The sequence below is a fragment of the Streptomyces sp. 2323.1 genome, from assembly GCF_900221035.1.
Taxonomy (GTDB): domain Bacteria; phylum Actinomycetota; class Actinomycetes; order Streptomycetales; family Streptomycetaceae; genus Streptomyces; species Streptomyces sioyaensis.
This window is the reverse complement of the sequence record NZ_LT907981.1, coordinates 7,666,819-7,688,483: the sequence shown is the minus strand read 5'-3', so window position 1 is coordinate 7,688,483 and position 21,665 is coordinate 7,666,819. Positions and strand designations below refer to the sequence as shown.

Below are 21,665 nucleotides of genomic sequence, written 5' to 3'. Positions count from 1 at the left end.
GGTCACCGGCTCCCGGCGGCCCGCACGCGGGCGGCGTCGACGAACGCGACGATGCCGGACAGCGAGACCGCGACGTTGCCGAGGATCTCCTCGCCGAGCGGCACGCCGTACTCCTCCTCGATGTGCGTCATCAGCGAGATGTAGCCGAACGAGTCGAGGATGCCCGCCTTGAACAGGTCGGTGTCCTCGGTGATGTCCGAGTCGAACTCGAACATGAACCGCTCTTCCATGTGCTTCTTGAGTTCCTGCTTCATGGCTGTCCGTCACCCTCGGGATGGTCGATTCGGGACGCGTGCCGGTGGCCGGCGCGCGTGAACTCTTCGCTGTTCCGGCGCGGCGTCAGGGGGCCGCGAGCCCGGCAGCGACGATCCGGGCCAGCGCGGGCCACTGGGACCGGATGAAGAAGTGGTCACCGGGGAACCGGTGTGTGGTCAGGGGCCGGGTGCTCTCCTGTTGCCAGGCCTCCAGGTCGGCCCGGGTGAACCACTCGTCCTCGCCGGCCATGGCGGTGACCGGCACGTCCAGCGGCGGGGCGTCCTCGTGCCGGTAGGCGCCCAACGCGGTGAAGTCGGCCCGGATGACCGGCTCGTAATACGCCATCAGGTCGGGGTGCTCCCACAGCTCCGCCGGGATTCCGCCGAGCTCCTTGAGGTGGTCCCAGAAGGCGTCGGCCGGCAGCTCCCAGGTGTGGCGTTCCCGGCTCGGGACCGCCGGTCCGCTCTCCCCGGAGACGAACAGGTGGGCCGGTGCGGGCAGCCGCTCCTCACGCAGCCGGCGACAGAGCAGGAACGCCAGCCGGGCTCCGAGGCTGTGGCCGTAGAGCGCGTACGGGGCGTCGAGCCGGTCCCGCAGCTGCCGGAGCAGATCGTCGACGATCGCGGCGGGGTCGCGCAGCAGCGGCTCGGAGGCGCGCCGGCCGCGTCCGGGGCGTTCCAGCGTCACGACGTCGACATCCGGGCAGTGTTCGGCGAGTCCTGCGTAGGCGCGCTCGTCGCCTCCGGCGTAGGCGACGCAGAACAGGCGTGGCCGTGACGGCGGCTGCGGCTTCGGCTGTCGAACCCCGTGGGCGGGGGCCGCGTCGATCTGCCGGATCATGCGGGTCAGGACTCCTCCCCCGCCCACCTCACGGCAGTGGCCGGCGGTCGTGCGCTCCAGCAGGTGGCGGACGCTGTCCAGCCACTGCACCGATCCGCAGATCTGCTCGCTCAGCGTCGCCGCGACGTCCTGGTCCGGGTACGGCCGTGCGGTGAGGTTGGCGATCACCGTGGCCCGCAGGGGCGCGAACCGGAAGCCTTTGAGGAAGGCGGCGAACTCGTCGCGGGCAGCGGCCATGAACCGCGAGTGGAAGGCGGCCGAGACCTTCAGCCGGGCGACCCGGGTCCCGCGCGCGTCGAGCGTCTTGTGCGCGCGCTCGATCTCGTCCCGGGCCCCGGACAGCACGGTCTGGACGGGGGTGTTGATGTTGGCCACGTCGAGCTGCGACAGGCCTTCCTCCGAGAGGAAGGCCCGCACCTCACCCGCGTCCGGCCCCACGACGGCGAGCATGGCCCCGTCCGGAGCCCGGGCCATCAGCTCGCCCCGTTTGAGGACGAGCTTCAGGCCGGTCTCGAAGTCGAAGGCCCCGGCGGCGTGCAGGGCGTTGTACTCCCCGAGGCTGTGGCCCAGCAGGTACGCGCCCTCGGGTTCGCCGCGCTCCAGCGAGTCCTGGTAGGAGAGGGCGTTGACGACGTAGAGCGCGGGCTGGGTGTAGCGCGTGTCATCGAGCCGCCCGTCCGGGTCCTCCAGGCACAGCCGCGGGAGATCGTAGCCGAGGATATCGCTGGCCAACGCGGTCAGTTCGGGGTATCGGTCGAAGAGGTCGCTTCCCATGCCACGGGTCTGGGACCCCTGGCCGGGGAAGAGCACGGCGGGCATTCCCGCTGCGGAAGCCCTCACGCCGGGCCCGCAGCACAGTGTTCTCGGGTGACGGCAAGGCAGTCGTCCGGCGGGTTCATGACCTCCCCCTTCAGCGGTGGTTTCCGATGACGGGCATCCTGCAGCACCCCCCTTGCAGCGGCCTGGCCTTCACACTGGCGAATTCCTGCCGTTCGCTGTACCGGTTTTCCGCCAACCTTGCCGAACGCCCTGCCGAGACCTTGCCGTTCGCTTGCCGACAGCCAGGGTGATCTTGGAACGTCCCCGTTCTCTATGCAAAGCTCCGGTTTGGAAGGGCACCGGCCGCACTGCGCCACCCGCCAGCCAGCACGATCGCGCGTGCGAGAACGATTGGGACCGATATGCCTTCATCTCTGACGCCGAATCAGCCCCCCGGCACTCCGGCCTCCGAGGACGGCCCGCACGGAACTCCCCTCCAACTGACTGTTCTGGGCCCCATGTCGGCGCGCCACGACGGCCGCGACCTCCCACTCGGTCCGCCACGCCGCAGAGCCCTGCTCGCCCTGCTCCTCATACGCCTGGGGCGTGTGGTGCCCACGGAACTGCTCATCGAGGAGCTGTGGGGCGAGGAGCCCCCGCGTCAGGCCGTCGCCACGCTCCAGAGCCACGTGTCCCACCTGCGCCGCGCGCTGCAGCCGGCGTCCGGGCCCGACCGCCCCACCGTGCTGCGCCACCGCGCGCCCGGTTACGTCCTGGAAATCGCCGCCGAACAGCTCGACGCCTGCCGCTTCGAGCGCCTGGTCGCCGAAGGGCGGCGGCGGCTGGAACAACGCGAACCGCTCGCCGCCCGGGACCGGTTCGCCGCAGCCCTGACACTGTGGCGGGGCTCGCCCTATGCGGAGTTCGACGGCCATGCTCCGCTCAGCGACGAGAGTGCGCGGCTCGAACACGTCCGGCTCACCGCCGTGGAGTCCTGCGCGGAGGCCCGACTCGCCCTCGGGGAGGCCCAGGAAGTGGCCGCGGGCCTCGACCGCGAGGTGCGCCGCCACCCGGCGCGGGAACGCCTGGTCGGCCACTTGATGACGGCCCTGTCCCGGCTCGGGCGGCAGGCCGAGGCGCTCGAAGTGTACGAACGGACCCGCGTCCACCTGAACGAGGAGTTCGGCGTGGGCACGGCCGCCGAACTCCGCCGGGTCAGGACCGCGATCCTGCGCCAGGAGCCGGGGGCGGGCGGTCCCCCCACGGGACCACGCCCCGGTCGCCCCGAACCTGCCGGGCCCGCACTGGGGGCTCCGGTGATCGGGGTGGCCACGGCGCAGGACGACGACGGTGCACGAAGGCCGGATGCGCACCCGCCGCGCGCGGCACAGGAGCCCGAGCGGCCCACAGCGGCCGAGGCGTCCGGTGCGATCGGCCGGGCAGCAGCGGCTCCGGACGAGCTCGCAGCAGACCGCGGTGCTGACGCTCCCCAGGACGGCACGCTGTCCGCCGGATCGGGAGGGGCCGGAAGCGCTGCCTCGGACGGGGCGCAGGCGCACGAGACCACCGCCGCACCGGGACCCGCGCGCCGGCCGGTGACGATCACCGCGACATCGCGGTCGACCACCGCGGATTCAGCGGAGAGCACGCGTCCGACGCAGGATGCGAAGGCCCAGGAGCACGACACGAGCACCGAGGCCTCCGGGCCGGTGTACGGCGCACCGGGCGCCCAGTCGCCGTTCACCGGCCGCAGCGAGGAATTACAGCGCCTGACCGCCGCGGCGGCGAGCGCGCTCGCCGGTCACGGGCACGTTGCGGGCGTCCTCGGCCCCGCCGGCGTCGGCAAGACCCGTCTGCTCCTGGAACTCGTCCCCCAGCTGGAAGCCGCCCGCGCCGGCGAGGTCGGCACCGGTCAGGAGAGCGCCGGCCTGGAGGTGATCTGGAGCCACTGCTTCCTGGGCGAGGGCGTGCCGCCCTACTGGGTGTGGACCCAGATCCTGCGGCGACTGTGCACGACCCGCCCGGACGCCTTCCGCGAGGCGGCGAAACCGTTCGGCACCCTGCTCGCCCCGCTGATGCCCGAGCGCGCGGCGCGGCCCGGCGGCCTGGCCTCCGAATCCGACTGGGGCCAGGCCCGGTTCCTCACCCACGACGCGGTCTGCGAGGTCCTGCTCGCCCTCGCCGCCCAGCGCCCGCTCGTCCTGCTCATGGAGGACCTGCATTGGGCCGACCCCGCCTCCCTGGACCTCCTCAGACTGCTGAGCACCCGCAGCCAGGGCCACCCGCTCGGCATCGTCCTGACCGCCCGTGAGCACGAGATCGAGTCCGACGCGATGCTGCGCCGCATGCTCTCCGAGGTCCTGCGCGGCCCCAGGACCGAGACCCTGCGGCTCGGCGGCCTGCCCCGCCGCGCTGTCGCCGCCCTCGTCGTCGCCCAGGCCGGACCCGGCGTCGATGCGAGAGTCGTCGAGGTGCTGCACCGGCGCAGCGAGGGCAATCCGTACTTCGTCATGCAGCTCCTCTCCCTCCTGGGGGACGCGCGCAGCCTGCGGCGGCCCGACGCGGTGGACGTGCTCCTGACGCGCGTCCCGACGGGCGTCCGCGAGGCCCTGCACCAGCGGTTCGCCGCACTGCCCGAGACGGTGCTGCGCGTGCTGCGGCTGTGCGCCGTCATCGGCACCGAAATCGACACCGACCTGCTGGAGCGCACCGCCACCGAGGACGAACCGGTCACCGCGGCACTGGAGTCGGCGATCCGCGCCGGGCTGCTCGGCGAGGACCCCCACCACCCGGATCGGCTCCACTTCACCCACGCCCTGGTCATGGAGACGCTCATCGACGAGCTCACCCGCGAGGACCGGCAGCGGCTGCACGCGAGAGTCGCCGAGGGGATATCGACCCGCACGCTCGGTCAGGTGGCGGACGAGGAGATCGAGCGGATCGCCCACCACGCCTGGCACGCCAAGAGCGCACTGCCCACTGAAGAAACGCTTCCTCTCCTGCTGCGCGCCGCCGAACAGGCCGAGCAGCAACTCGCCTACGAGCAGGTGGAGACCTGGCTGCGCCGCGCGGTGCACCTGGTCGGCCTGCTGCCGCCCGGCGACCCCTCGGCCGTGTCCCTGAACCAGCGGCTGCACATTCAACTCGGCCAGGTGCTGGCCATCACCCGGGGCTACGGCCACGCCGAGGCCCAGACGGCACTCGCCCGCGGCCGGGCGCTGAGCGCGGCCACCCACTCCCCCGAGGACCCCTCGGTGCTCTGGGCCCTGTGCGCGGCGTACATCGTCACCGGCCGCTACGACGCCTCACGCCAGTTCTCGGGCCTGCTCCGGAACCTCGCCGACCGGACCGGCCACCCCGTGGCGGTGCTCGGCGCTGCCTACGGCGAGGGCATCGTCCTCCACATCCGCGGCCAGTTACGGCAGGCACTCACCGAACTGGAGCACGGCGTCGCCATGGCGGACGAGTACGCCGGCGAGGGCCACTCCCTGGCCCGCACCTTCCAGCACGACCCACGCGTCTCCTGCCGCTCCTACGACACCTTCACCCACTGGCTCATGGGCAACCGCAAGACCGCCACGGCACGCCGCCGCGAATTGCTGCGCCTCACCGAGTACGACAGCAGGCCCTCCGACCGCTCCTTCGCTCTCTACGTGGACGCGGTCGTGGCTGCCTGGGAAGGCGACGCCCGCACGGCCCGCTCCTCCGGCGCCGAGGGAGTCCGCCTGGCGGACGAACACGGACTGCTCTACTGGAAGGCAATGCTCGGCGTACTGGAGGGCTGGGGCCGCACCCACTCCGGCCAGGAGGACGGCCTCACCCTGATGCACTCCTCCCTCGCCGAACTCCGCAACTCCAGAACCCACTTGCGCCGCCCCCTCCACCTGGGCCTCCTCGGCCAGGCCCAGCACCGGACCGGACGGACGGAGGACGCGAAGACCACCTTCCACGCCCTCCTCGCAGCCGTCGGCCAGGGCGACGAACCCGTCTACCTCCACCCGGAACTCCCCGCCACCCGCCTCCTCCACGACCTCCTGGGCCGTGGCGCCGCGGAGGCGGTGGCGGCCGGGTGAGGGCGGCGGCCGTTCTTGTCGGAGCGCTCGACCAGATCGGCCATCGGGTGCTGGACTGTCGCGGCACTCCCTATCCGACATCGGGCGCAGACCGTACGTCGATCCCGTCCCCCGTCCGCTCCATCTCCAGCACGACGAGCTCGTTCCGCCCCTTTCGCCACAGATGGCTCGGCGCGTACAGGGTGATCTGCGGCCCGAGGGACCAGTAGCGGCCGAGCGCGAATCCATTGAGCCAGACCATGCCCTTGTCCCAGCCCGGAAAGGCAAGGAAGCCGTCCGCCGGGGTGTCCACATGAATCCGCGCCCGATGGAACGCAGGGCCGGTCGGCGTGTCTTCGCTGGTGAATTTCAGCGCGGAGAGGTTGTCCAGCGGCAGCCGGCGGATCTCCCAGTCGTGCAGTTCTTGTTCGTCGAGGAGTACCTTGCCGCTGATTCCCTTGGGGTCGTTGAGGCCGTCGCCGAAGTTGATCCGCCCGGTGGGGTCCACCAGGAGGTCGAGGGTGCTGGACGCACCGGCCACGGTGACGTCGACGGAGTGGTCCGGCTGGTTGCGGTCGAAGGTGCCGATCCGCTTGCCGTCGCTGAACACCAGCGCACGGTCGCCCAGCCCCGTGAGCCGCAGCCCCTTGGTCCCCTGCTGCCCGCGCACCCGGGTGCGATAGTGGATCAGTCCGTGTGCCTGCCCGAGGGCCTCCATGTGGACGGGGGCGGTACGCCGCACCGGAGTGCTCAGCGCGTCGAGCGACTCCATCAGCGACACCGACTCGCGGACGGCGACCCGCTGAGCCGGCATGCGGTGTGGCGTGGCCGGCAGGGGCGTGTCCGGCAGCGTGGCGTATTTGCCGAGCACCTCGCGCACCTTGTGGAATTTCGCTGTCAGTTCGCCGGATTCGCTGATCGGGGAGTCGTAGTCGTAGCTGGTGACGGTGGGCTGATAGGCGCTACCGCTGAGGTTGGCACCGGCGGACCAGCCGAAGTTCGTTCCGCCCACCGCCATATAGAAGTTGACCGACGCTCCCGCTTCGAGCATCTTCTCCACGTCGGCGGCGGTCTGCGCCGGGTCGGTGGTGTGGTGCCGCTCTCCCCAGTGGTCGAACCAGCCGTCCCAGAACTCCGTGCAGAACAGGGGCTTGTCCGGCTGGAACGCGCGCAACTCCGCGAAGGGTCCGGTGGGATCCCCGCCGAAGTTGACGGTGGACAGGAGATCGGGAAGGCTGCCGGCCTTCAGCGCTTCCTGAGTGGCTCCGTTGGAGCAGAACAGCAGGCAGTCGATGCCCTGGGCGCGCATGGTGTCCCGCAGATGTTCCAGGTACGCGTGGTCGTCGCCGTAACTGCCGTACTCGTTCTCGACCTGCATGGCGATGATGGGCCCGCCGCGGGTGGCCTGCAGATCGACGAACCGGGGCAGGAGTTCGGTGAACCAGGCGTCGACCGCTCGCTCGAATGCGGGGTCGGAACGGCGTAGCGGCGCGTCCTTGTCCTTGAGGAGCCAGGCGGGCAGGCCACCGAAGTCCCATTCCGCGCAGATGTACGGTCCCGGTCGCACGATCACCTTCAGCCCGACCTCGTCCGCGGTCCGCACGAAGGCGGCGACGTCCCGCCATCCGCTGAAGTCGGCTTTCCTCTCGTACGGTTGGTGGAAGTTCCAGGCGACATAGGTTTCCACCGTGTTCAGGCCCATGGCCCGCATCCGCAGCAGCCGGTCGCGCCAGTCCTTGGGGTGCGTCCTGAAGTAGTGAAAGGCACCCGAAAGGATCCGGAACGGCTTGCCGTCCAGCAGGAATTCCTTCCCGCGGATGGTCAGTCCCCTGGGGCCTTCGGCCTGGGCGAGGACTGTCCGGCTGTTCCCCACGGTGACACCCACGGACGCGGCCGCCACCGTGGCTGCGCTCAGGAACCTACGTCGGCTGAATGGCGTCATGCCTGCACTCCTCGACTCAACGGATCGTCGCCCACGGCTCGAACATGTTCAGTAGTGCGCGTTTCTGTGCATTGAGAGTGTTGTGCAGAACAGAAACGAGCACAAGGGTTCGTGACTGAACACGGCGAACGGAGGCTTGGACGAGCCGCACACCAACTGCCCGGCAGGGAGACGATGTTCCGGCCGCCAAACTCAGCCCGGAGCGGACCGGCGAAGCCCCGGCAGACTCCTCCGGTGGCGGTCCTCGCGATCGCCGGGCGGCGATCATGCTGCCCTGGCCGACGTCAGGAGCTCGTGAGGATGACGAGTTGCTGGGTCGCCCGGGTCATCGCGACATAGCGGTCGACCACTCCTTCAACGCCGTTGCCGAATGCCTCTGGGTCGACGAGGACGACCAGGTCGAACTCAAGCCCCTTCGAGAGCTCCGGGGTCAGCGACCGGACGCGGGACGTCGCCCGGAACGTGCCCTCGTTGATGTCGCCAGCGCCGATGACGCAGGCGATTCCGTCGGCATGCGCAGCGAGCCAGCTCTCAAGGATCGAGTCCAGATCCGCAACCGCTCCGTGGACTACGGGGATGCCGCTGCTGCGAATGGAGGTCGGCACATTGGCATCCGGGAGCACGCCGCGGATGACCAGCTCGGCCTCCGCCATGACCTCTTCCGGCGTGCGGTAGTTGATGCTCAGGGAGGCCACGGTGATCCGGTCGAGCCCGACCCGCTCAAGCCGTTCCGGCCACGATTCCGCGAATCCGTGCCTGGCCTGGGCACGGTCGCCGACTATGGTGAAGCTCCGGGACGGGCAGCGTTGCAACAGCATCTGCCACTCGGCGTCGGTCAGTTCCTGGGCCTCGTCCACGATGATGTGCGCGAACGGGCCGGCGAGAGGCTCCGGGTCGGTTCCGGGCAGTGCGCTCTCGTCGATCAGGGTGTCCTGCAGGTCCTGCCCGTGCAGCATCGTCACCGCACCTTCACCGTCGTCATCGGCCTCCAGCAGGCCGTCGATGACGTCGGCCCTGCGCGCACGTTCGGCGGCGACAGAGGCCTCGTGCCGACGCTTGCGTACGGACGCCTCCGGATCGCCGAGCCGCTGCCGTGCCGCGTCCAGGAGCGGGAGGTCGGACACCGTCCAGGCCTGGGCGTCCGTGCGCTGCAGCTTGCGCACGTCCTCGGGACTGAGCCAGGGCGCGCACTTGCGCAGGTAGGCGGGCACCGACCACAGATCCCCTACGAGGTCACTCGCTTCGAGCATCGGCCACGCACGGTTGAGCGTCCTGATCAGCTCTCGGTCCTGCAGCAGCGACCTCCTCAGCAGGTCCGGCGGGGCGTCACTCTCGTCCTTGTCCATCAGGATCGTGAGCAGCTCCTCCCTGATCTGATCGCGCGCCTCGTTGTGCGGAGTACCTGGTTCCACTGCTTCGAACGCCGCCGCCCAGTCATCGGCGCTCAGCCAGAGGTCGGACCAGTGGCTTGAGACGGTCATCCCCTCGGTGGGCGGCTCCTCGTAGATGCCGACGGCCGGCTCGATCGCCTTCACCAGGTCCGCGGACGACTTGAGAAGGGCCACGCTCGGGTCGGTCTCGGCCGCCGCGCCGGCTCCCTCGGTGACGAGGTCGCGCAAGGTGCAGGTCTGTACGCCCTCCTCGCCGAGGCTGGGCAGGACATCGGCGACGTAGGCCAGGTAGGGCCGGCTCGGACCGACGAACAGCACACCGCCCCGACGGTGACCGAGACGCGGGTCGGCGTAGAGGAGGTGGGCGGCGCGGTGCAGCGCGACGACGGTCTTGCCCGTGCCCGGACCGCCGTCGACGACGAGCGCGCCGCGGGATCCCGCCCGGATGACGGCGTCCTGGTCGGCCTGGATGGTGGCGAGCACGTCGCGCATCCGGGCCGACCGGTTGCCGCCCAGGCTGGCGATGAACGCGGACTGGTCGTCGAGCGCGGCGTGCCCCTCGAGCCCGTCGGCGGTGAACACCTCGTCCCAGTAATCGCTGATCCGACCGCGGGTCCAGCGGTACCGGCGGCGGCTCGCCAGACCCATCGGGTGGGCGTGGGTCGCCGCGAAGAACGGCTCGGCGGCGGGGGAACGCCAGTCGAGCAGCAGCCGACGCCCCGCGCTGTCGGTGAGGCCAAGACGTCCGATGTACACGGGCTCGGGGTTGTCCGTACGGACGATGTGTCCCAGGCACAGGTCCAAGCCGAAGCGACGCAAGGCGCGCAGGCGACCGGTCAGCCGGTGGATCTCCGTGTCCCGGTCCATCGCCGCCCGGCCTATCCCGCCGGGTGCCTTGCGCTCGGCATCGAGGCGGTCGGACAGTTCGGCGATCGCCTGCTCAAGGCTCTCCGAGAGGGCCGCGAAGTGCTGCTCGTCGCCGTCGATCAGCGCCGGGTCGGCCTTGGGGACGAGGTGCTCGGGGAGGTCGAACGCGCTGGTGGTCAGGGGGTTCATGTCATCAACTCCGGTCCGAGGTCGCTGCCACGACGGCCGGCTGCGCGCACACCCGCATCTCGGTGCCGAGTGCCCGCACCCGCAGTACTCGTCCCTTCACCTGCTCGACGTCACCGCACGACCCATAAATCGACAACACCACACGCACTTCGTGAATCTCCTATTACTGCAGGTTCTGACCTCGGGCCGGCGATTCTGCCCCACGACCTGGGCCTTGCCGCAAGCCCCCCAGTGCGCTATAAGTTAAAAATGGCAAGGAGTGGGAATTCCTCCTTGCCTTTGTCGTCCACTGGGGACGACTCGCCTGCCTGATGACGTGACGAAACTCGGGCCCTACCGTGACAGGTCATGAACATCCTGATCGTCGGTGGCAGTGGCTTCCTGGGTCGTGAGTTGGCTCAGCAGGCATTGGCAACCGGGCACGCCGTGACGGCGACCTTTGCGACCCGTGCCGGCAACATCCCCGGGATTCAGTGGCTGCCCATGGACCTTCGTCGCAGCGAGGAGATCACACCGGCGCTGAGGGAGACCCAGCCGGACGTGGTCATCAATGCGGCGTATCGCAAGGCCGACTGGGCAACCACGGCCGACGGCGCGATCTGCCTGGCGATGGCCGCCGCTCAGCACGGATCCCGGCTGGTGCATGTGTCCAGTGACGCCATCTTCTCCGGCGCCGACGTCCACTACGACGAATCCGCCACACCGGACCCGGTCACGCCATATGGGGCTGCGAAGGCTGCGGCCGAAACGGCGATCCGCCTGTTCGTCCCGGACGCCGTCATCGCTCGTACTTCGCTGATCATCGGCGACGGTGGCTCCGTGCACGAGGCATTCGTCCACGACCTGGCCACCGGGCGGCGAAATGGCGTGCTGTTCACCGACGACATCCGGTGCCCCGTGCATGTCACCGACCTCGCCCGGGCCGTTCTTGAGCTGGCCGCCGGCGATCACGCAGGTGTGTGCCACCTTGCGGGAGCAGATGCAGTCAGCCGTCATGAGCTCGGTGTCCTGATCGCCGACCGCGATGCCTTGGATGCCTCCCTGCTGACCGCCGGATATCGCGCCGACACCGGTTCTCCAGGGGCCCTGGACGTCCGCGTGGACAGCAGTCGGACGCAACGCACATTGCGCACCACGCTGCGCGGCGCCCGGGACTTCGTACGTCGCGAGCGCTGACCCGTACCGCGGCTGGACGACGCCGTGGTGCTGGAGAGCCGCCCGGAGCTCTTCGGCGAGCGTACGGCTCCGTTGACGGGGTATCAGAGCGACTGCCTGTTCGCCGGCACGACACGCGGAGTCTGCGCGACTGGGCACTGGCTACGCGAGCCAGTAACTCGGAGCGGTTTTCCCGGCAAGAAGCCAACGCCACGCCGCGCTTAGTCCTGAAAGAGTGAAAGGTTTGCAAATTCCTTCATGGTGAGGGCTTACGCGTCGAAGGGAGTGTCAGGAAGGCGGCGTGGGCCGCTTGGATCGACCAGGAGATTGTTATGTCACGGATCACGCGGGTCACTGCCATCGCCGCGATTGCGGCAGGCACCGCCCTCGGGGGCATTTCGACGGCGTTCGCAGACGCTGGCGCGGCCGGCGGCGCGGCCGGTTCACCAGGAGTGGTGTCGGGCAATGCGATTCAGGTCCCGATCCACATTCCGATCAATGTGTGCGGTAACACCGTCAACATCGGGGGGCTGCTGAACCCGGCCTTCGGCAACACCTGCATCAACGGTTCGATTGAGCGTCGGGTGGTCGTCCACCACCATCACCGCCGCGTCGAGCACCACCACGCCAAGCACACCAAGAAGCACCCCAGGAAGCACCGCCACCACCGGCCGGCCGGCGGCGTGCACACCGGGGGCGGCGGCATGGCCGGCTAGGACGGGAACCATCCCGGGTGCGGTGGCCGATGGTCACGCGCTGCCCGGGACGGCCGCTGAGGCCCTGTAACACCACCGGGGCCAGCCCGTAACACCACCGGGGCCAGGTCGTTTGCCCGTCAGCCCTTCCACCTTCACCGGAGGAGACGGCCCGGCCCCGGACACATCCCCCTCAGCGGTGTAGTTCTTGCGCCATCAGCAGACGACGACCTGTTGGTGAGCTGTACGGCGAAGAAGCGGGGTTCTTCCAGAGGCCCGTGAAAAGGCGCCTGATCTGGGCTTTGCCCGTCAGGCGCCTTTTGTTCGTCCCGTTCACAGCAGGGGCCGTCCGGCCGCTCTCAGCTGAGAAGGCACTTTTGCTTTCCGGCTCAAGGCCCGGGCGCTGCCATCGATGAAATGCAGAGGTCAGTTCGTCTTGGGGTGTGGGTTGCCGAGGTAGGGAAACTCGTTCAGAAGGTCGGTGTGAGGCTCGAGCCCGGTGGGAGGGATGTCGCCCGCCGAGAGGAAGGAGAGCCGGTAGTTGATGACGTCGTCGGTGAAGACGCGGCCGTTGGGGTACTGCGCGGGCTTCGAAGGGTCGAAGACCAGCATGTCGGGCAGGATGCGGTCGGCGTCGATCGCCGCGATCGCCTCTTCTCGCGTGTAGTTGCCGGTGTGCCCCATGAGGTGGACGAACTGATCGGTCCAACGGTCGCGGTCGTTCACCGGCTCACTGGCGTTGTATTCCTCCTTTGTGTCGTCGGTGTTGAAGAAGCTGCTGACCGAAGGGTGGCCTGCGCGGTCGGCATGGACGAGCCGGCCGTCTTTCCGCACACTGCAACGGCCCCAGATGCGGATCTCGGGGTGGGCGCGGAGCTCACTCGTCGGCAGTTCCATCACCATCGAGAACACGTTGGCCTTCGTGTTCGAGTCCACACCGGTCCACGGTGACTTGCCGCCGAGATGGGGCGCGGTGAAGTTTCGGCCGCCGGTGGTGTCGAAGAGATTCTTGATTCCGTCGAAGTCGAAGAAGAAGGCGTCGCTGCGGCTGCCGGCGAAGAACGTGTACGGACCAGAGGTGGCGCGGTTCGCCATGGTGCCGAACGACACCTCGGCGTCGGTGACGACCTGCTGTCCGACGGCTTCGGCCGAGCGGGCCTCCTCACCCGTTGCCATGAAGACGCTGAAGGTCTGACGGCCGTCTTGCGGGGGCGAAAAGACGTAGCTGATCGCCATGTTGGCGAGACAGTCCCCGTCGTTGTCGACGTTGAGCCGATAGATGGCATCAGGGTGCAACGCATCAGCGTTTGGATTCGCGTTGAGGATGAGCACCGTCCTCGCCGAGTCAGCTGGGGACTGAAACGCGTAGAGGTCACAGAGGTCGAGCCTTTGGTCCCCGAGCGGTGCACCAAGGCTGAGACCGGTGAAGTGATTCGACATCCTGCATGTCCTTTCGCTGGTGAGGGGCTGACGGTCGGGTGGGCCAGATCTGGCGCTGGGGAACGCGGGTGGCCTTTCCCTGCCGAGTGAGGCTCGCACGCGTGATCCGGATATTGGAGCATGAAAGCGCTCAAATCGGTCGGATTCATGTGGGTTCAGGGCCTGGTAGGCCTCGTTCAGTTCGCCCACGGCAGCCGGCGTGAAGGCGGCCTCGCCCGTGCGCACCGGTGCCCCGCACGTTCCTTCCCGTCCGCCGATGCCTTCCGCGTCCCGGCGCGGCGTTCCAGGGAGGGGGCGTTCCCGCAGGTCAGAGGTGGTACGAGCGTTCCGGCGTCCCGTTTTCCGCGGTGGCCATGGCGGCTGGGACGGAAGGCGTCGCAAGCTCAGGACGGCAAGCACCGACGACCTCATGTCGACCTCATGCAGAAGGGGGGCACCATGCGGACCCGCTTCCGGCGCCGCCGGTTCCGCCGCGCCGATGTCACTGACGCGGTGGCCCTGGCGGTGCTCGCCGCATCAGCAGCGACCGTCTTCCTTTCGATCGTCAGCCGTCTTTGACGTCACGTATGCCGACCGGACCCCACCGAAAGAGAAAGCACCCACTCACTATGCGCATCGCCCGTCACACCACCCGCCTCGTCGCCTCCGCCGCCGTACTGGCGGCCGCCCTCTCACTGACCGCCTGTGAGAACGACACCAAGAAGACCGACAGCCAGGCGCCGGCCGTGTCCTCCCATCCCGAGTCCGGCGGCCAGGGCACCCCGTCCTCATCGGGCGCGAAGGGCCCGGCCAAGGACGGTGACTCGTCGAAGGCCGCGTCGGGTGCCGCCGGCAGCGGAGCCGGCGGAAAGAACGGCTCCGGTCAGGCCGCCGGTAAGGGGTCCGGCGGCCAGAAAGCGACCGTCGCCTGTACCGGGGCGCAGGTCAAGGTCACGGCGACCAAGGTCAATCGCCCGATCAACCACATGCTCCTCACCGCCACCAACACCGGGTCCGGGCCCTGCCACGCCTACAACGCCCCGTACCTCCGCTGGGACGACGCCCAGGCCGCCACCGCGTTCCTGGACAAGTCCAAGCCGCAGGCCGTGATCACGCTCGCACCGGGCGAGTCGGCGTACGCGGGGGTCATGTACCAGTCCGCGGACGGCTCCGGCAGCGGCGGCTACACCGCCCGGACTCTGGGCGTCCTGTTCGCCAACCGGGCGGGGAACGGTTCCACCGGCCCTGCCGTGCGGCTCCCGCTGCCCAAGGGCGGTATCGCCACGGACAGTTCGGCGTGGGTCACGTATTGGCAGTCCACCGCCGAGGAGGCGCTGACCTGGTGAGGGGGCGTCACTGATCTCGGTCGGGCCCGGGACCGGCGTATGCCTCGGGCCCGGGCTCAGCCGTTCTCCTTCGGGGCGGGAATCCACTTGCTGCCGCCCAGGGGGTAGTCGTACTGAGGCCGGCCGGCCAACCCGCTGGTGTGGAACGGCTCCCCGTTGTCGTCGATCCGGAGCGTGCCGTGCCGGTTCCCGCTGGACCACTCCAGCTCCATGTACCAGCGCACGTCGCGGCCTCCGGCCCGGGCGACGACCTTGAAGACCTCGGGGTCCCGCTCGCTCACCTTGTAGGGGAAGTCCCGCTGTCCGTTCTGCGGAGCGATCCGTGGCTGCGCCGCGTCCAGGGAGACCCCGAACACCTTGGGCGTGATGCCACCGCCACAGCCCACGCCCATGCTGTAGGCGTTCCAGGCGGGTGGCGCCGAGCTTCCCACCACTCGCACCCTCAGGGCGTGCAGTACCACTGTCTCGTCACCCGCGCCCTGTACCGATAACTGAACCAGCTGGCTGTCCGCCGAGACCGCGCCCAGCGCCGAGATCCAGCCCCGGGCGACCTGTTCGGCGGGCGGCGGGGGCATCTCGCCCGGGTCCCGGTCGACCAAATAGCGCTGACTGCACGGGTCCTCCCAGGTGTACGGGCGGACGTCCACGCTCACCGGGAGCCCGGCCCGGTCGACCGTGCCCGGACCGGTCGCCCGGTCGCCGGCTCCACCGGACGCCTTGCCGCCGGGCGTACGGGACGAGGACGGGGACGGGGACGAACTCGCGCCGTCCTCAGCGGGCGGCTTCGCGGACGCCGACGCCGACCGGCCGCCCCCGGTCTTCGCCGGCTTGCTGCCGCTCTTCGTGGTGGTAGCCGCCCCGGCTGCCGCCTCGCGGCCGTCGCCGCCACCGGAGGAAGCCAGTCCGGCGACCAGCGCGGCGGATGCGGCCACGGCGGCCGCGGCGATCCCTGCGGCCAGCGCGATACGCCGCCGGCCGCCGGCGGGCGTCATCTGGGGCACGGACCGCCCCTCGGGGGCGAGTTCGGCGTTCTGACCGGGGCCGGAAGTGGAGAGGGGAGGGGCAGGGGAAGCGGAAGCGGAGGTGGCGGGCGCGGCGACGGGGGCCGTCGGTGGCGCGGTACCGGGACCTGACTCGACCTCAGATTCAGTATCCGGCGCGGGCTTGGCCCCAGCCCCGCATTCCGGCCCGGGCTCGACCTCGGGCTCGAACTCGGGCTCGGCGTCGGTCCCGGCCGTCGTCACGGGCGCGGACTCGACCCCCGGCGCTGTCACGGCCCCAGACTCCGCACCCCGCTCCCCACCCGCGCCAACAACCGCCGCGCCACCGCCCCCTTGCCTGCGGTCCCGCTCCCGCCGACGTGCCTCATCCGCCAGGATCCAGCGCCGGTGCAGCTCCACCAGCTCGTCCGGCGTCGCCCGGCACAGCCGTGCGAGCCGCTCAAGCGGTGCGTACTCCGTCGGTACCGCGTCGCCGTTGCAGTAGCGGTGCAGCGTCGATGTGCTCATGTGTAACCGTTTCGCGAGCACTCCGTAGCTGTACCCGGAGCGGTCCTTCCACTCCTTCAGCAGCGCCGCGACCCCAGCCGCTTCCTCAGCCGCCCCCACTGTCACTCCCTCCCCGCCCGCGCGCACCGCACTCGTGCAGTCCGCCGAACACATCCGCTCCAACCACCCAGACAACGCCGATGCCCCCGCCACCTCCCGGATTCTCCGGATGGCCGATCCGCCGGTGCCCGCGTGTGTCCCCGGTGGTGTGCGTCGCCCAGTACGTGAGGATCATGTTCGCACCGATCCGTCCGGCCGCCGACCGGACCTCCGGACACGCCCAACGGCCCCCCTCGGTCGTTCTGTTGCCACCTGCTGTCGACGCTGCGAGGCGCTCAGGGGCGGGCCGTCCAGTATCGCTTGAGCACCTCCAGCTGGAGGGAGCATTCGAGGGAGGTGACTTCCTCGCTGCCCTCGAAACCGCCGGTCCCTACGACACCGACCAGCAGGCCACCATGCACCTCGACCACACCTGGCACCTGGCACCTGGCACCTGGCACCTGGCACCTGCACCCCGGCACCCCCGCAGGCTCGGCCACCACAGGAGGACCGGCATGACCTGGTGCCGCATCAGAAAACCTTTGAGCCGTAGTGACGTGCCGCGCCGTTCGGGCTCATGGGCCGGGTCGTGGCCGCTACGCGGATTCGGCGCGGAAGGCCTTCGGCTGAGACCGCCGCGGGAGTCAGCTGCCTGACAGCTTCTCCTGCAGCCAGTCGAAAACGACCTCACAGTGCTGCTGCGGGGCCATCGGGGAGCAGTGCAGCTGCGCACCGGTGGCCGCGGTGAGCTTCACGTAGTCCTTGGGAGCCGTCAGTTTGGCGTACATCTGGCGTGGCTGCCCCGGATAGAACTGCTCGTCGTCGTAGTCGAGGACCAGCGTGGGCATCTTGATGCGGCCCACGACATCCGTGATGTCCAGCGAGGTGATGAGGGTGGCGGGGGTGTAGAAGTCGGTGAACATCTTGCCCTCGCGGGCCGCGAGCATCGCCGGCCCGGAGAAGGGCTCGATGCGCTTCTTCAACGTGGCGGCCGCGGACGGCGGCAGCTCGGGGACGACCTCCTTGTTCCAGATGTTGTTGGTCTTCTCCTTGTCCGGGGTGAGGATCTGCCGGACCTCCGGAGGAAAGCCGAGCCAGGGCGAGAGCACGCCGGGCATCGCCACCAGAGCGGCGATCCGGGTCTCGAAGGCCGCGGCCCGGGGGGCCAGATTCCCGCCCATGCTCAGCCCGGTCAGGGCGATCTTCCTGCTGTCCACGTCCGAGCGGGCGGAGAGCCAGTCGACGAGCGGGGTGACGACGGTCTCCCAGCGTGGCGTGAAGACCACCTGGTTGACGAAGAGCAGCTGACCCTGGCCGGGCCCGTCGTACACCAGGGCGTTCCAGCCGCGCTGCAGAGCGGCCTGGACGCCATAGGTCCACATGTCGACGTTCTGCCCGTCGCTGCCGTTCGTGAGGATCACGGTGGGGCGCCGCTCGCGGGAGTCGTCCGGACGGAAGAACCACACGGGCAGCGGGGTCTTCCCGTACGGGACGTGGGCGGTCACCGGTGCCGGGTCGCACAGCCCGCAGAACGTGTCCCAGGCGTCCCGCCCGGCCCTGTACAGCTCTTCCTCGCTGCCGGGGGTGTCGGAGCCGAGGACGAAGAACAGCGCCTGGCCGTAGTACTGCGCGGCCCGCAGCGCACGGAACCGTGTGGTCTGCGTCCCCGGCTTGCCGCTCCGGGGCGGCTCCCTCAGCTGGTCACCGAGTCTCTTGAAGGTCTCGGTGTACGTCTGCGCGGAGAGGCCGGCCTTGTTGATCGTGTTCACGGCGGTGAGTACTTCGCCCACCTCACCGGCGCCGTAACCGGCCGAGCCGAGCGCGAGGAGCCCGTTGAAGTTGAAGCCGGGGTCCTTGAAGAGCGTCATCACGCCGGGCGTGGGTCCGCTCACGGGTCCGGAGGCCCATGCCGTGCGTGTGGGGGTGGGCTCCGGCACGGACGAGGCGCCCGACGCGGTGCACCCGGCAGTCAGCACGGCCCCCGCCCCACCGATGAGCCCGGCCATCGTGGTGCGGCGGGTGGGACCGGATACGTGCTCGCCCGAGGCGTGGGTCATACCAAGTGAACGTACGAGCCACGCCCCTGGGCACCTCGCTCCGACACCCGCCGTTCCCCCGAACGGCACTTCACGCGTTGCCTGGCGGCGTCGTACGGAGCCGGGCGGGCGGGTGCATACGTCGGCCCGCCCGGTCCTGCGGGACGGCCTCCGGCCCCGGCCGGGTACGCCTCGCTATCCGAGTTATCCGAACTGGCCCGGCTGGTAGTCGCCCGCGGGCTGCTGGACGATGACGTTCGCGCGGTTGAAGGCGTTGATGACGGCGATGAGGGACACCAGGGCGGCGAGCTGCTCCTCGTCGTAGTGCTTGGCGGCGTTCGCCCAGGCCTCGTCCGTGACGCCACCGGCCGCGTCGGCAAGGCGGGTGCCCTGCTCCGTCAGCTCCAGCGCCGCGCGCTCGGCGTCGGTGTAGACCGTGGCTTCCCGCCACGCCGCGACCAGGTTGAGGCGCAGCGAGGTCTCACCGGCGGCAGTCGCGTCCTTGGTGTGCATGTCGAGGCAGCCACCGCACCCATTGATCTGACTCGCGCGGATCTTCACCAGCTCCTGCGTCGCGGCCGGCAGCGACGAGTCGACGAGCACCTGGTTCGCCGCGATGATGTGCTTCCAGAGCTTGCCTGCGAGCGGGCTCTCGAACAGGTTCAAACGGGCACTCATGGTGAACTCCTCCATCGTTGTCGATGCCTACACCGAGAGGACGAAACCCCTCGGCGGGGTGTGACATGAACGAACGTGACCTGCGTCTCCCCTGAGCCGAACCCATCGGCCTAGGCACTGAACCGCCGTGTGGTCGCACGCAACCGCTTGCCCCGCTTGCCGAGCACCACCCGGACAGGGATCAGCACCGCCCACCACAGCATCGCGCCCGTCGGTGAGACGAAGGCGAGCGGTACGGCGACGACGAAGACCAGCACCGTCGACGCAAGGTCGGCCACATCGTTGCGCACGATGGGGTCGGGCAGTGGCGCGCTCCCCAGCCATGGGCGCTTCCACAGCACCACCGCCAGCGCGAGCTGCGTGGCCCCCATGGCCGCGACGGCGCCGGAGTAGATGGCCACGGACTGCGGCAGGTCCGCGTACTCGGCCAGCAGGGTGGTGGGGAACGGCATCAGGGCGACCAGCCCCAGGCCCAGCAGCACCAGCTTGACGACCGTCCCGTCCACGTCCCGCACGGACTGGAAGAGCTGGTAGTGGCCCCGCCAGAAGGCCGCGATGACCAGCACGCTGAGGGCGTACGCCCACACTTTGGGCATCACATTGCTCAGCGCCCGCGCGAAACCGTCGGCGTCCAGCCCGTCGGGCAGCGCGATGTCCAGCGCCAGCAGCGTCATCGCGATGGCGAACACTCCGTCGGACAACGCGAGGAGTCGAGCTGCGCTCCCCTCGTCGTCCCGCACTCTCCGGCCACCGTTCACCACGCCACTCTAGGATCACCTGCCCCGGAACAGTCCGATTGGTCCGTTGCACGTGTTGAGCCGTCAGGCGTGGCTGCACGGACTGCGGGCTCCAGCCCGGCGCGGCTGCCGAGTGACTAGGAATCGAGGACCGCGGCGACGGCTTCGATCTCTACGAGCTGGTCGGAGTAGCCGAGCACGGTGACGCCCATCAAGGTGCTGGGGACATCGTGGTCACCAAAGGAGTCGCGGACCACCTGCCAGGCGGTCACAACGTCTTCCCGCCTGGTGGAGGCGACGAGCACCCGCGTACTGATGACGTCCTGCAGCGACGCACCGGCGGCGTCGAGTGCGGCTCGCATGTTCTCGACGGCCTTCGCCGCTTGGCCCGCGTAGTCCCCGATCGCTGCCGTGGAACCGTCCTCGTTGAGCGGACACGCACCGGCGAGGAAAATGAGCCGGGACTCGGCGGGCGCCGTGGCTGCGTAGGCATACTCAGCGACGTCGGACAAGGAATCGGAGCGAATCAAAGTGATGGCCCGGGCCAAGGTCGTTTCGGTCCCTTCTCGTCGTCATGAAGCTCAGCCATCCTGTCCGGCCGCCCCGGAGCACGACCATCTCCCGGAGGAGTGGACACATGGAGCTGGAGCTTCGGCATCTGAGGGTGCTGTGTGCGATCGCCGACGCCGGGAGTGTGGGACGGGCCGCATCGGAGCTGGGCTACTCGCAGCCGGCGATGAGCACCCAACTCCGGCGCATCGAGCGGCACTTCGGGAAGGCGTTGTTCGAGCGGAAGGTATCGGGGGTCGAGCTGACGCAGTACGGCGTAGGGGTCCTGGCGCAGGCACGTGACGTCCTGGCCCGCGCGGATGCCATAGGGCGCGGTCCGGCGGAGAGCGTTTCGCGCACGCGCCGGCCGCTCCGTCTGGCCGCGACCAACTCTCCGGTCCTGTCCGGCATGGTCGTCCGACTCCGGAGCCGGTTGCCTGACCTCGCGCTCACAGTGAGCAGTGTGTATCCGTCCTCGGAGATCGTCCAACTCCTGGAGGACGGCGAGGTGGATGCCGCGATCGCCGCGGACTATCCCGGGCTGGAGCTGTGGCACTCGGCCGCCGTCGCGCACCGCGGGATCGTCACCGAGCCGTCCTTCGTCGCCCTGCCGTCGCATCACCGGCTCAAACACTGCCTGGAGGTCGGGCTCGCAGATCTGGCCGAGGATGCATGGTTCGTCACTCCGGACGACGGGGCCGGCTGGCCGGGCGTGTTCTACGCGGCCTGCGAGTCGGCCGGTTTCACCCCGGCGGCGGTGCACGAATTCCTCGGCGACCAGCTGCAGTTGCAGAACATGATTGCAGAGGGTCTCGGGGTCTCCATCGTGCAGGCGACGCTTCGTCCGGTCCCCGGCGTCCTCATCAAACCGCTGACCGGCACACCGCTGTGGTGCCGTTACGTACTGGCCTGGCGGCGTGCGAGCCCCGCCGACGAGATCGCGGATACGCTCGTCAGCTCCGCCACCGCGGCGTACCGCGCACTCATCGCGCAGTCCCCGCACCTGCGGAGGTGGGCCTCGCGGACCTGGAGTGTGACCGGTCCGCAGGTCGCGGTCCGGCCCGACCGGGGGCCTTTGCGGCACCGCCGGGATCTGGCCAACGGCGAGGATGCGCAAGGACATTGACGCCTCGCCGGGCGGAAGCCCCGCGATGTCGACGCCTCCTGGG

Annotated in this window: 15 protein-coding genes and 1 pseudogene; 5 read left to right on the top strand and 11 right to left on the bottom strand. The window is 69.7% G+C overall.

All coding sequences use genetic code 11. From position 1 onward, the window contains the following. Positions 1-2: 2 nt before the first annotated feature. Both CPH93_RS33035 and fabD read right to left on the bottom strand, forming a co-directional pair. Entirely contained in the window at positions 3-254 is a 252-nt protein-coding gene (locus CPH93_RS33035) for an acyl carrier protein (RefSeq protein WP_093481601.1), read from the bottom strand. Positions 255-339: 85 nt separating this feature from the next. After that, a complete protein-coding gene (gene fabD, locus CPH93_RS35955; RefSeq protein WP_093648436.1) occupies positions 340-1,914 on the bottom strand; it encodes an ACP S-malonyltransferase in 1,575 nt (524 codons plus the stop codon). A 458-nt stretch (positions 1,915-2,372) separates the two neighbouring features. Between fabD and CPH93_RS33025 the strand changes: the two genes are divergently transcribed. Beyond that, positions 2,373-5,927 carry a BTAD domain-containing putative transcriptional regulator gene (locus CPH93_RS33025; RefSeq protein ID WP_231977040.1) on the top strand — a complete coding sequence of 1,185 codons (3,555 nt, stop codon included), beginning with the start codon at positions 2,373-2,375 and terminating at the stop codon, positions 5,925-5,927. Positions 5,928-5,997: 70 nt separating this feature from the next. Here CPH93_RS33025 and CPH93_RS33020 read toward each other — a convergent pair whose 3' ends face one another. Both CPH93_RS33020 and helR read right to left on the bottom strand, forming a co-directional pair. Continuing rightward, positions 5,998-7,848, bottom strand: a complete 1,851-nt coding sequence (locus CPH93_RS33020) for a glycoside hydrolase family 35 protein (protein ID WP_173909928.1) — start codon at positions 7,846-7,848, stop codon at positions 5,998-6,000. A 284-nt stretch (positions 7,849-8,132) separates the two neighbouring features. Further along, on the bottom strand, positions 8,133-10,295 hold the full coding sequence (gene helR / locus CPH93_RS33015; RefSeq protein WP_096214953.1) for an RNA polymerase recycling motor ATPase HelR: 2,163 nt from the start codon (positions 10,293-10,295) through the stop codon (positions 8,133-8,135). Positions 10,296-10,643: 348 nt separating this feature from the next. On the opposite strand from helR, the gene CPH93_RS33010 reads away from it, so the two are divergent. Both CPH93_RS33010 and CPH93_RS37665 read left to right on the top strand, forming a co-directional pair. Then, positions 10,644-11,471, top strand: coding sequence for an SDR family oxidoreductase (locus CPH93_RS33010; protein WP_096214952.1), 828 nt, complete (start codon positions 10,644-10,646; stop codon positions 11,469-11,471). Positions 11,472-11,782: 311 nt separating this feature from the next. Next, positions 11,783-12,016 (top strand): annotated as a pseudogene (locus CPH93_RS37665) (chaplin); the annotation flags it as partial. A gap of 555 nt (positions 12,017-12,571) precedes the next feature. On the opposite strand, the gene CPH93_RS33000 reads toward CPH93_RS37665, so the two are convergent. Beyond that, entirely contained in the window at positions 12,572-13,585 is a 1,014-nt protein-coding gene (locus tag CPH93_RS33000; protein WP_096214951.1) for a DUF4331 family protein, read from the bottom strand. Positions 13,586-14,193: 608 nt separating this feature from the next. On the opposite strand from CPH93_RS33000, the gene CPH93_RS32995 reads away from it, so the two are divergent. Beyond that, a complete protein-coding gene (locus CPH93_RS32995; protein ID WP_096214950.1) occupies positions 14,194-14,910 on the top strand; it encodes a DUF4232 domain-containing protein in 717 nt (238 codons plus the stop codon). A 56-nt stretch (positions 14,911-14,966) separates the two neighbouring features. Here CPH93_RS32995 and CPH93_RS32990 read toward each other — a convergent pair whose 3' ends face one another. The 6 genes from CPH93_RS32990 to CPH93_RS32970 all read right to left on the bottom strand — a co-directional run bounded on the left by CPH93_RS32990 (position 14,967) and on the right by CPH93_RS32970 (position 20,495). After that, the gene (locus CPH93_RS32990; RefSeq protein ID WP_443031415.1) at positions 14,967-16,517 is read right to left on the bottom strand and encodes a helix-turn-helix domain-containing protein; all 1,551 of its coding nucleotides are present in this window, start codon (positions 16,515-16,517) and stop codon (positions 14,967-14,969) included. Positions 16,518-16,792: 275 nt separating this feature from the next. Next, positions 16,793-16,927, bottom strand: a complete 135-nt coding sequence (locus tag CPH93_RS37360) for a hypothetical protein (protein WP_256331919.1) — start codon at positions 16,925-16,927, stop codon at positions 16,793-16,795. A gap of 213 nt (positions 16,928-17,140) precedes the next feature. Beyond that, entirely contained in the window at positions 17,141-18,553 is a 1,413-nt protein-coding gene (locus tag CPH93_RS32985; RefSeq protein WP_096214949.1) for an alpha/beta hydrolase family protein, read from the bottom strand. A gap of 183 nt (positions 18,554-18,736) precedes the next feature. Then, a complete protein-coding gene (locus CPH93_RS32980; RefSeq protein ID WP_096214948.1) occupies positions 18,737-19,210 on the bottom strand; it encodes a carboxymuconolactone decarboxylase family protein in 474 nt (157 codons plus the stop codon). A gap of 110 nt (positions 19,211-19,320) precedes the next feature. Continuing rightward, on the bottom strand, positions 19,321-19,911 hold the full coding sequence (locus CPH93_RS32975; RefSeq protein ID WP_269460130.1) for a TMEM175 family protein: 591 nt from the start codon (positions 19,909-19,911) through the stop codon (positions 19,321-19,323). A 173-nt stretch (positions 19,912-20,084) separates the two neighbouring features. Continuing rightward, the gene (locus tag CPH93_RS32970) at positions 20,085-20,495 is read right to left on the bottom strand and encodes a RidA family protein (RefSeq protein ID WP_096214946.1); all 411 of its coding nucleotides are present in this window, start codon (positions 20,493-20,495) and stop codon (positions 20,085-20,087) included. An 89-nt stretch (positions 20,496-20,584) separates the two neighbouring features. Here CPH93_RS32970 and CPH93_RS32965 point away from each other — a divergent pair, with 89 nt between their 5' ends. After that, positions 20,585-21,622 carry a LysR family transcriptional regulator gene (locus CPH93_RS32965; protein ID WP_096214945.1) on the top strand — a complete coding sequence of 346 codons (1,038 nt, stop codon included), beginning with the start codon at positions 20,585-20,587 and terminating at the stop codon, positions 21,620-21,622. The last annotated feature ends 43 nt before the right edge of the window (positions 21,623-21,665 follow it).

What these genes read in the sequence shown, in the direction of transcription:
- CPH93_RS33010 (WP_096214952.1), top strand. Translation starts at nt 10,644, where the DNA reads ATGAACATCCTGATCGTCGGTGGCAGTGGCTTCCTGGGTCGTGAGTTG.
- helR (WP_096214953.1), bottom strand. Translation starts at nt 10,295, where the DNA reads ATGAACCCCCTGACCACCAGCGCGTTCGACCTCCCCGAGCACCTCGTC.
- fabD (WP_093648436.1), bottom strand. Translation starts at nt 1,914, where the DNA reads ATGCCCGCCGTGCTCTTCCCCGGCCAGGGGTCCCAGACCCGTGGCATG.
- CPH93_RS32985 (WP_096214949.1), bottom strand. Translation starts at nt 18,553, where the DNA reads ATGACCCACGCCTCGGGCGAGCACGTATCCGGTCCCACCCGCCGCACC.
- CPH93_RS32995 (WP_096214950.1), top strand. Translation starts at nt 14,194, where the DNA reads ATGCGCATCGCCCGTCACACCACCCGCCTCGTCGCCTCCGCCGCCGTA.
- CPH93_RS32980 (WP_096214948.1), bottom strand. Translation starts at nt 19,210, where the DNA reads ATGAGTGCCCGTTTGAACCTGTTCGAGAGCCCGCTCGCAGGCAAGCTC.
- CPH93_RS33035 (WP_093481601.1), bottom strand. Translation starts at nt 254, where the DNA reads ATGAAGCAGGAACTCAAGAAGCACATGGAAGAGCGGTTCATGTTCGAG.
- CPH93_RS33025 (WP_231977040.1), top strand. Translation starts at nt 2,373, where the DNA reads ATGTCGGCGCGCCACGACGGCCGCGACCTCCCACTCGGTCCGCCACGC.
- CPH93_RS33000 (WP_096214951.1), bottom strand. Translation starts at nt 13,585, where the DNA reads ATGTCGAATCACTTCACCGGTCTCAGCCTTGGTGCACCGCTCGGGGAC.
- CPH93_RS32965 (WP_096214945.1), top strand. Translation starts at nt 20,585, where the DNA reads ATGGAGCTGGAGCTTCGGCATCTGAGGGTGCTGTGTGCGATCGCCGAC.
- CPH93_RS33020 (WP_173909928.1), bottom strand. Translation starts at nt 7,848, where the DNA reads ATGACGCCATTCAGCCGACGTAGGTTCCTGAGCGCAGCCACGGTGGCG.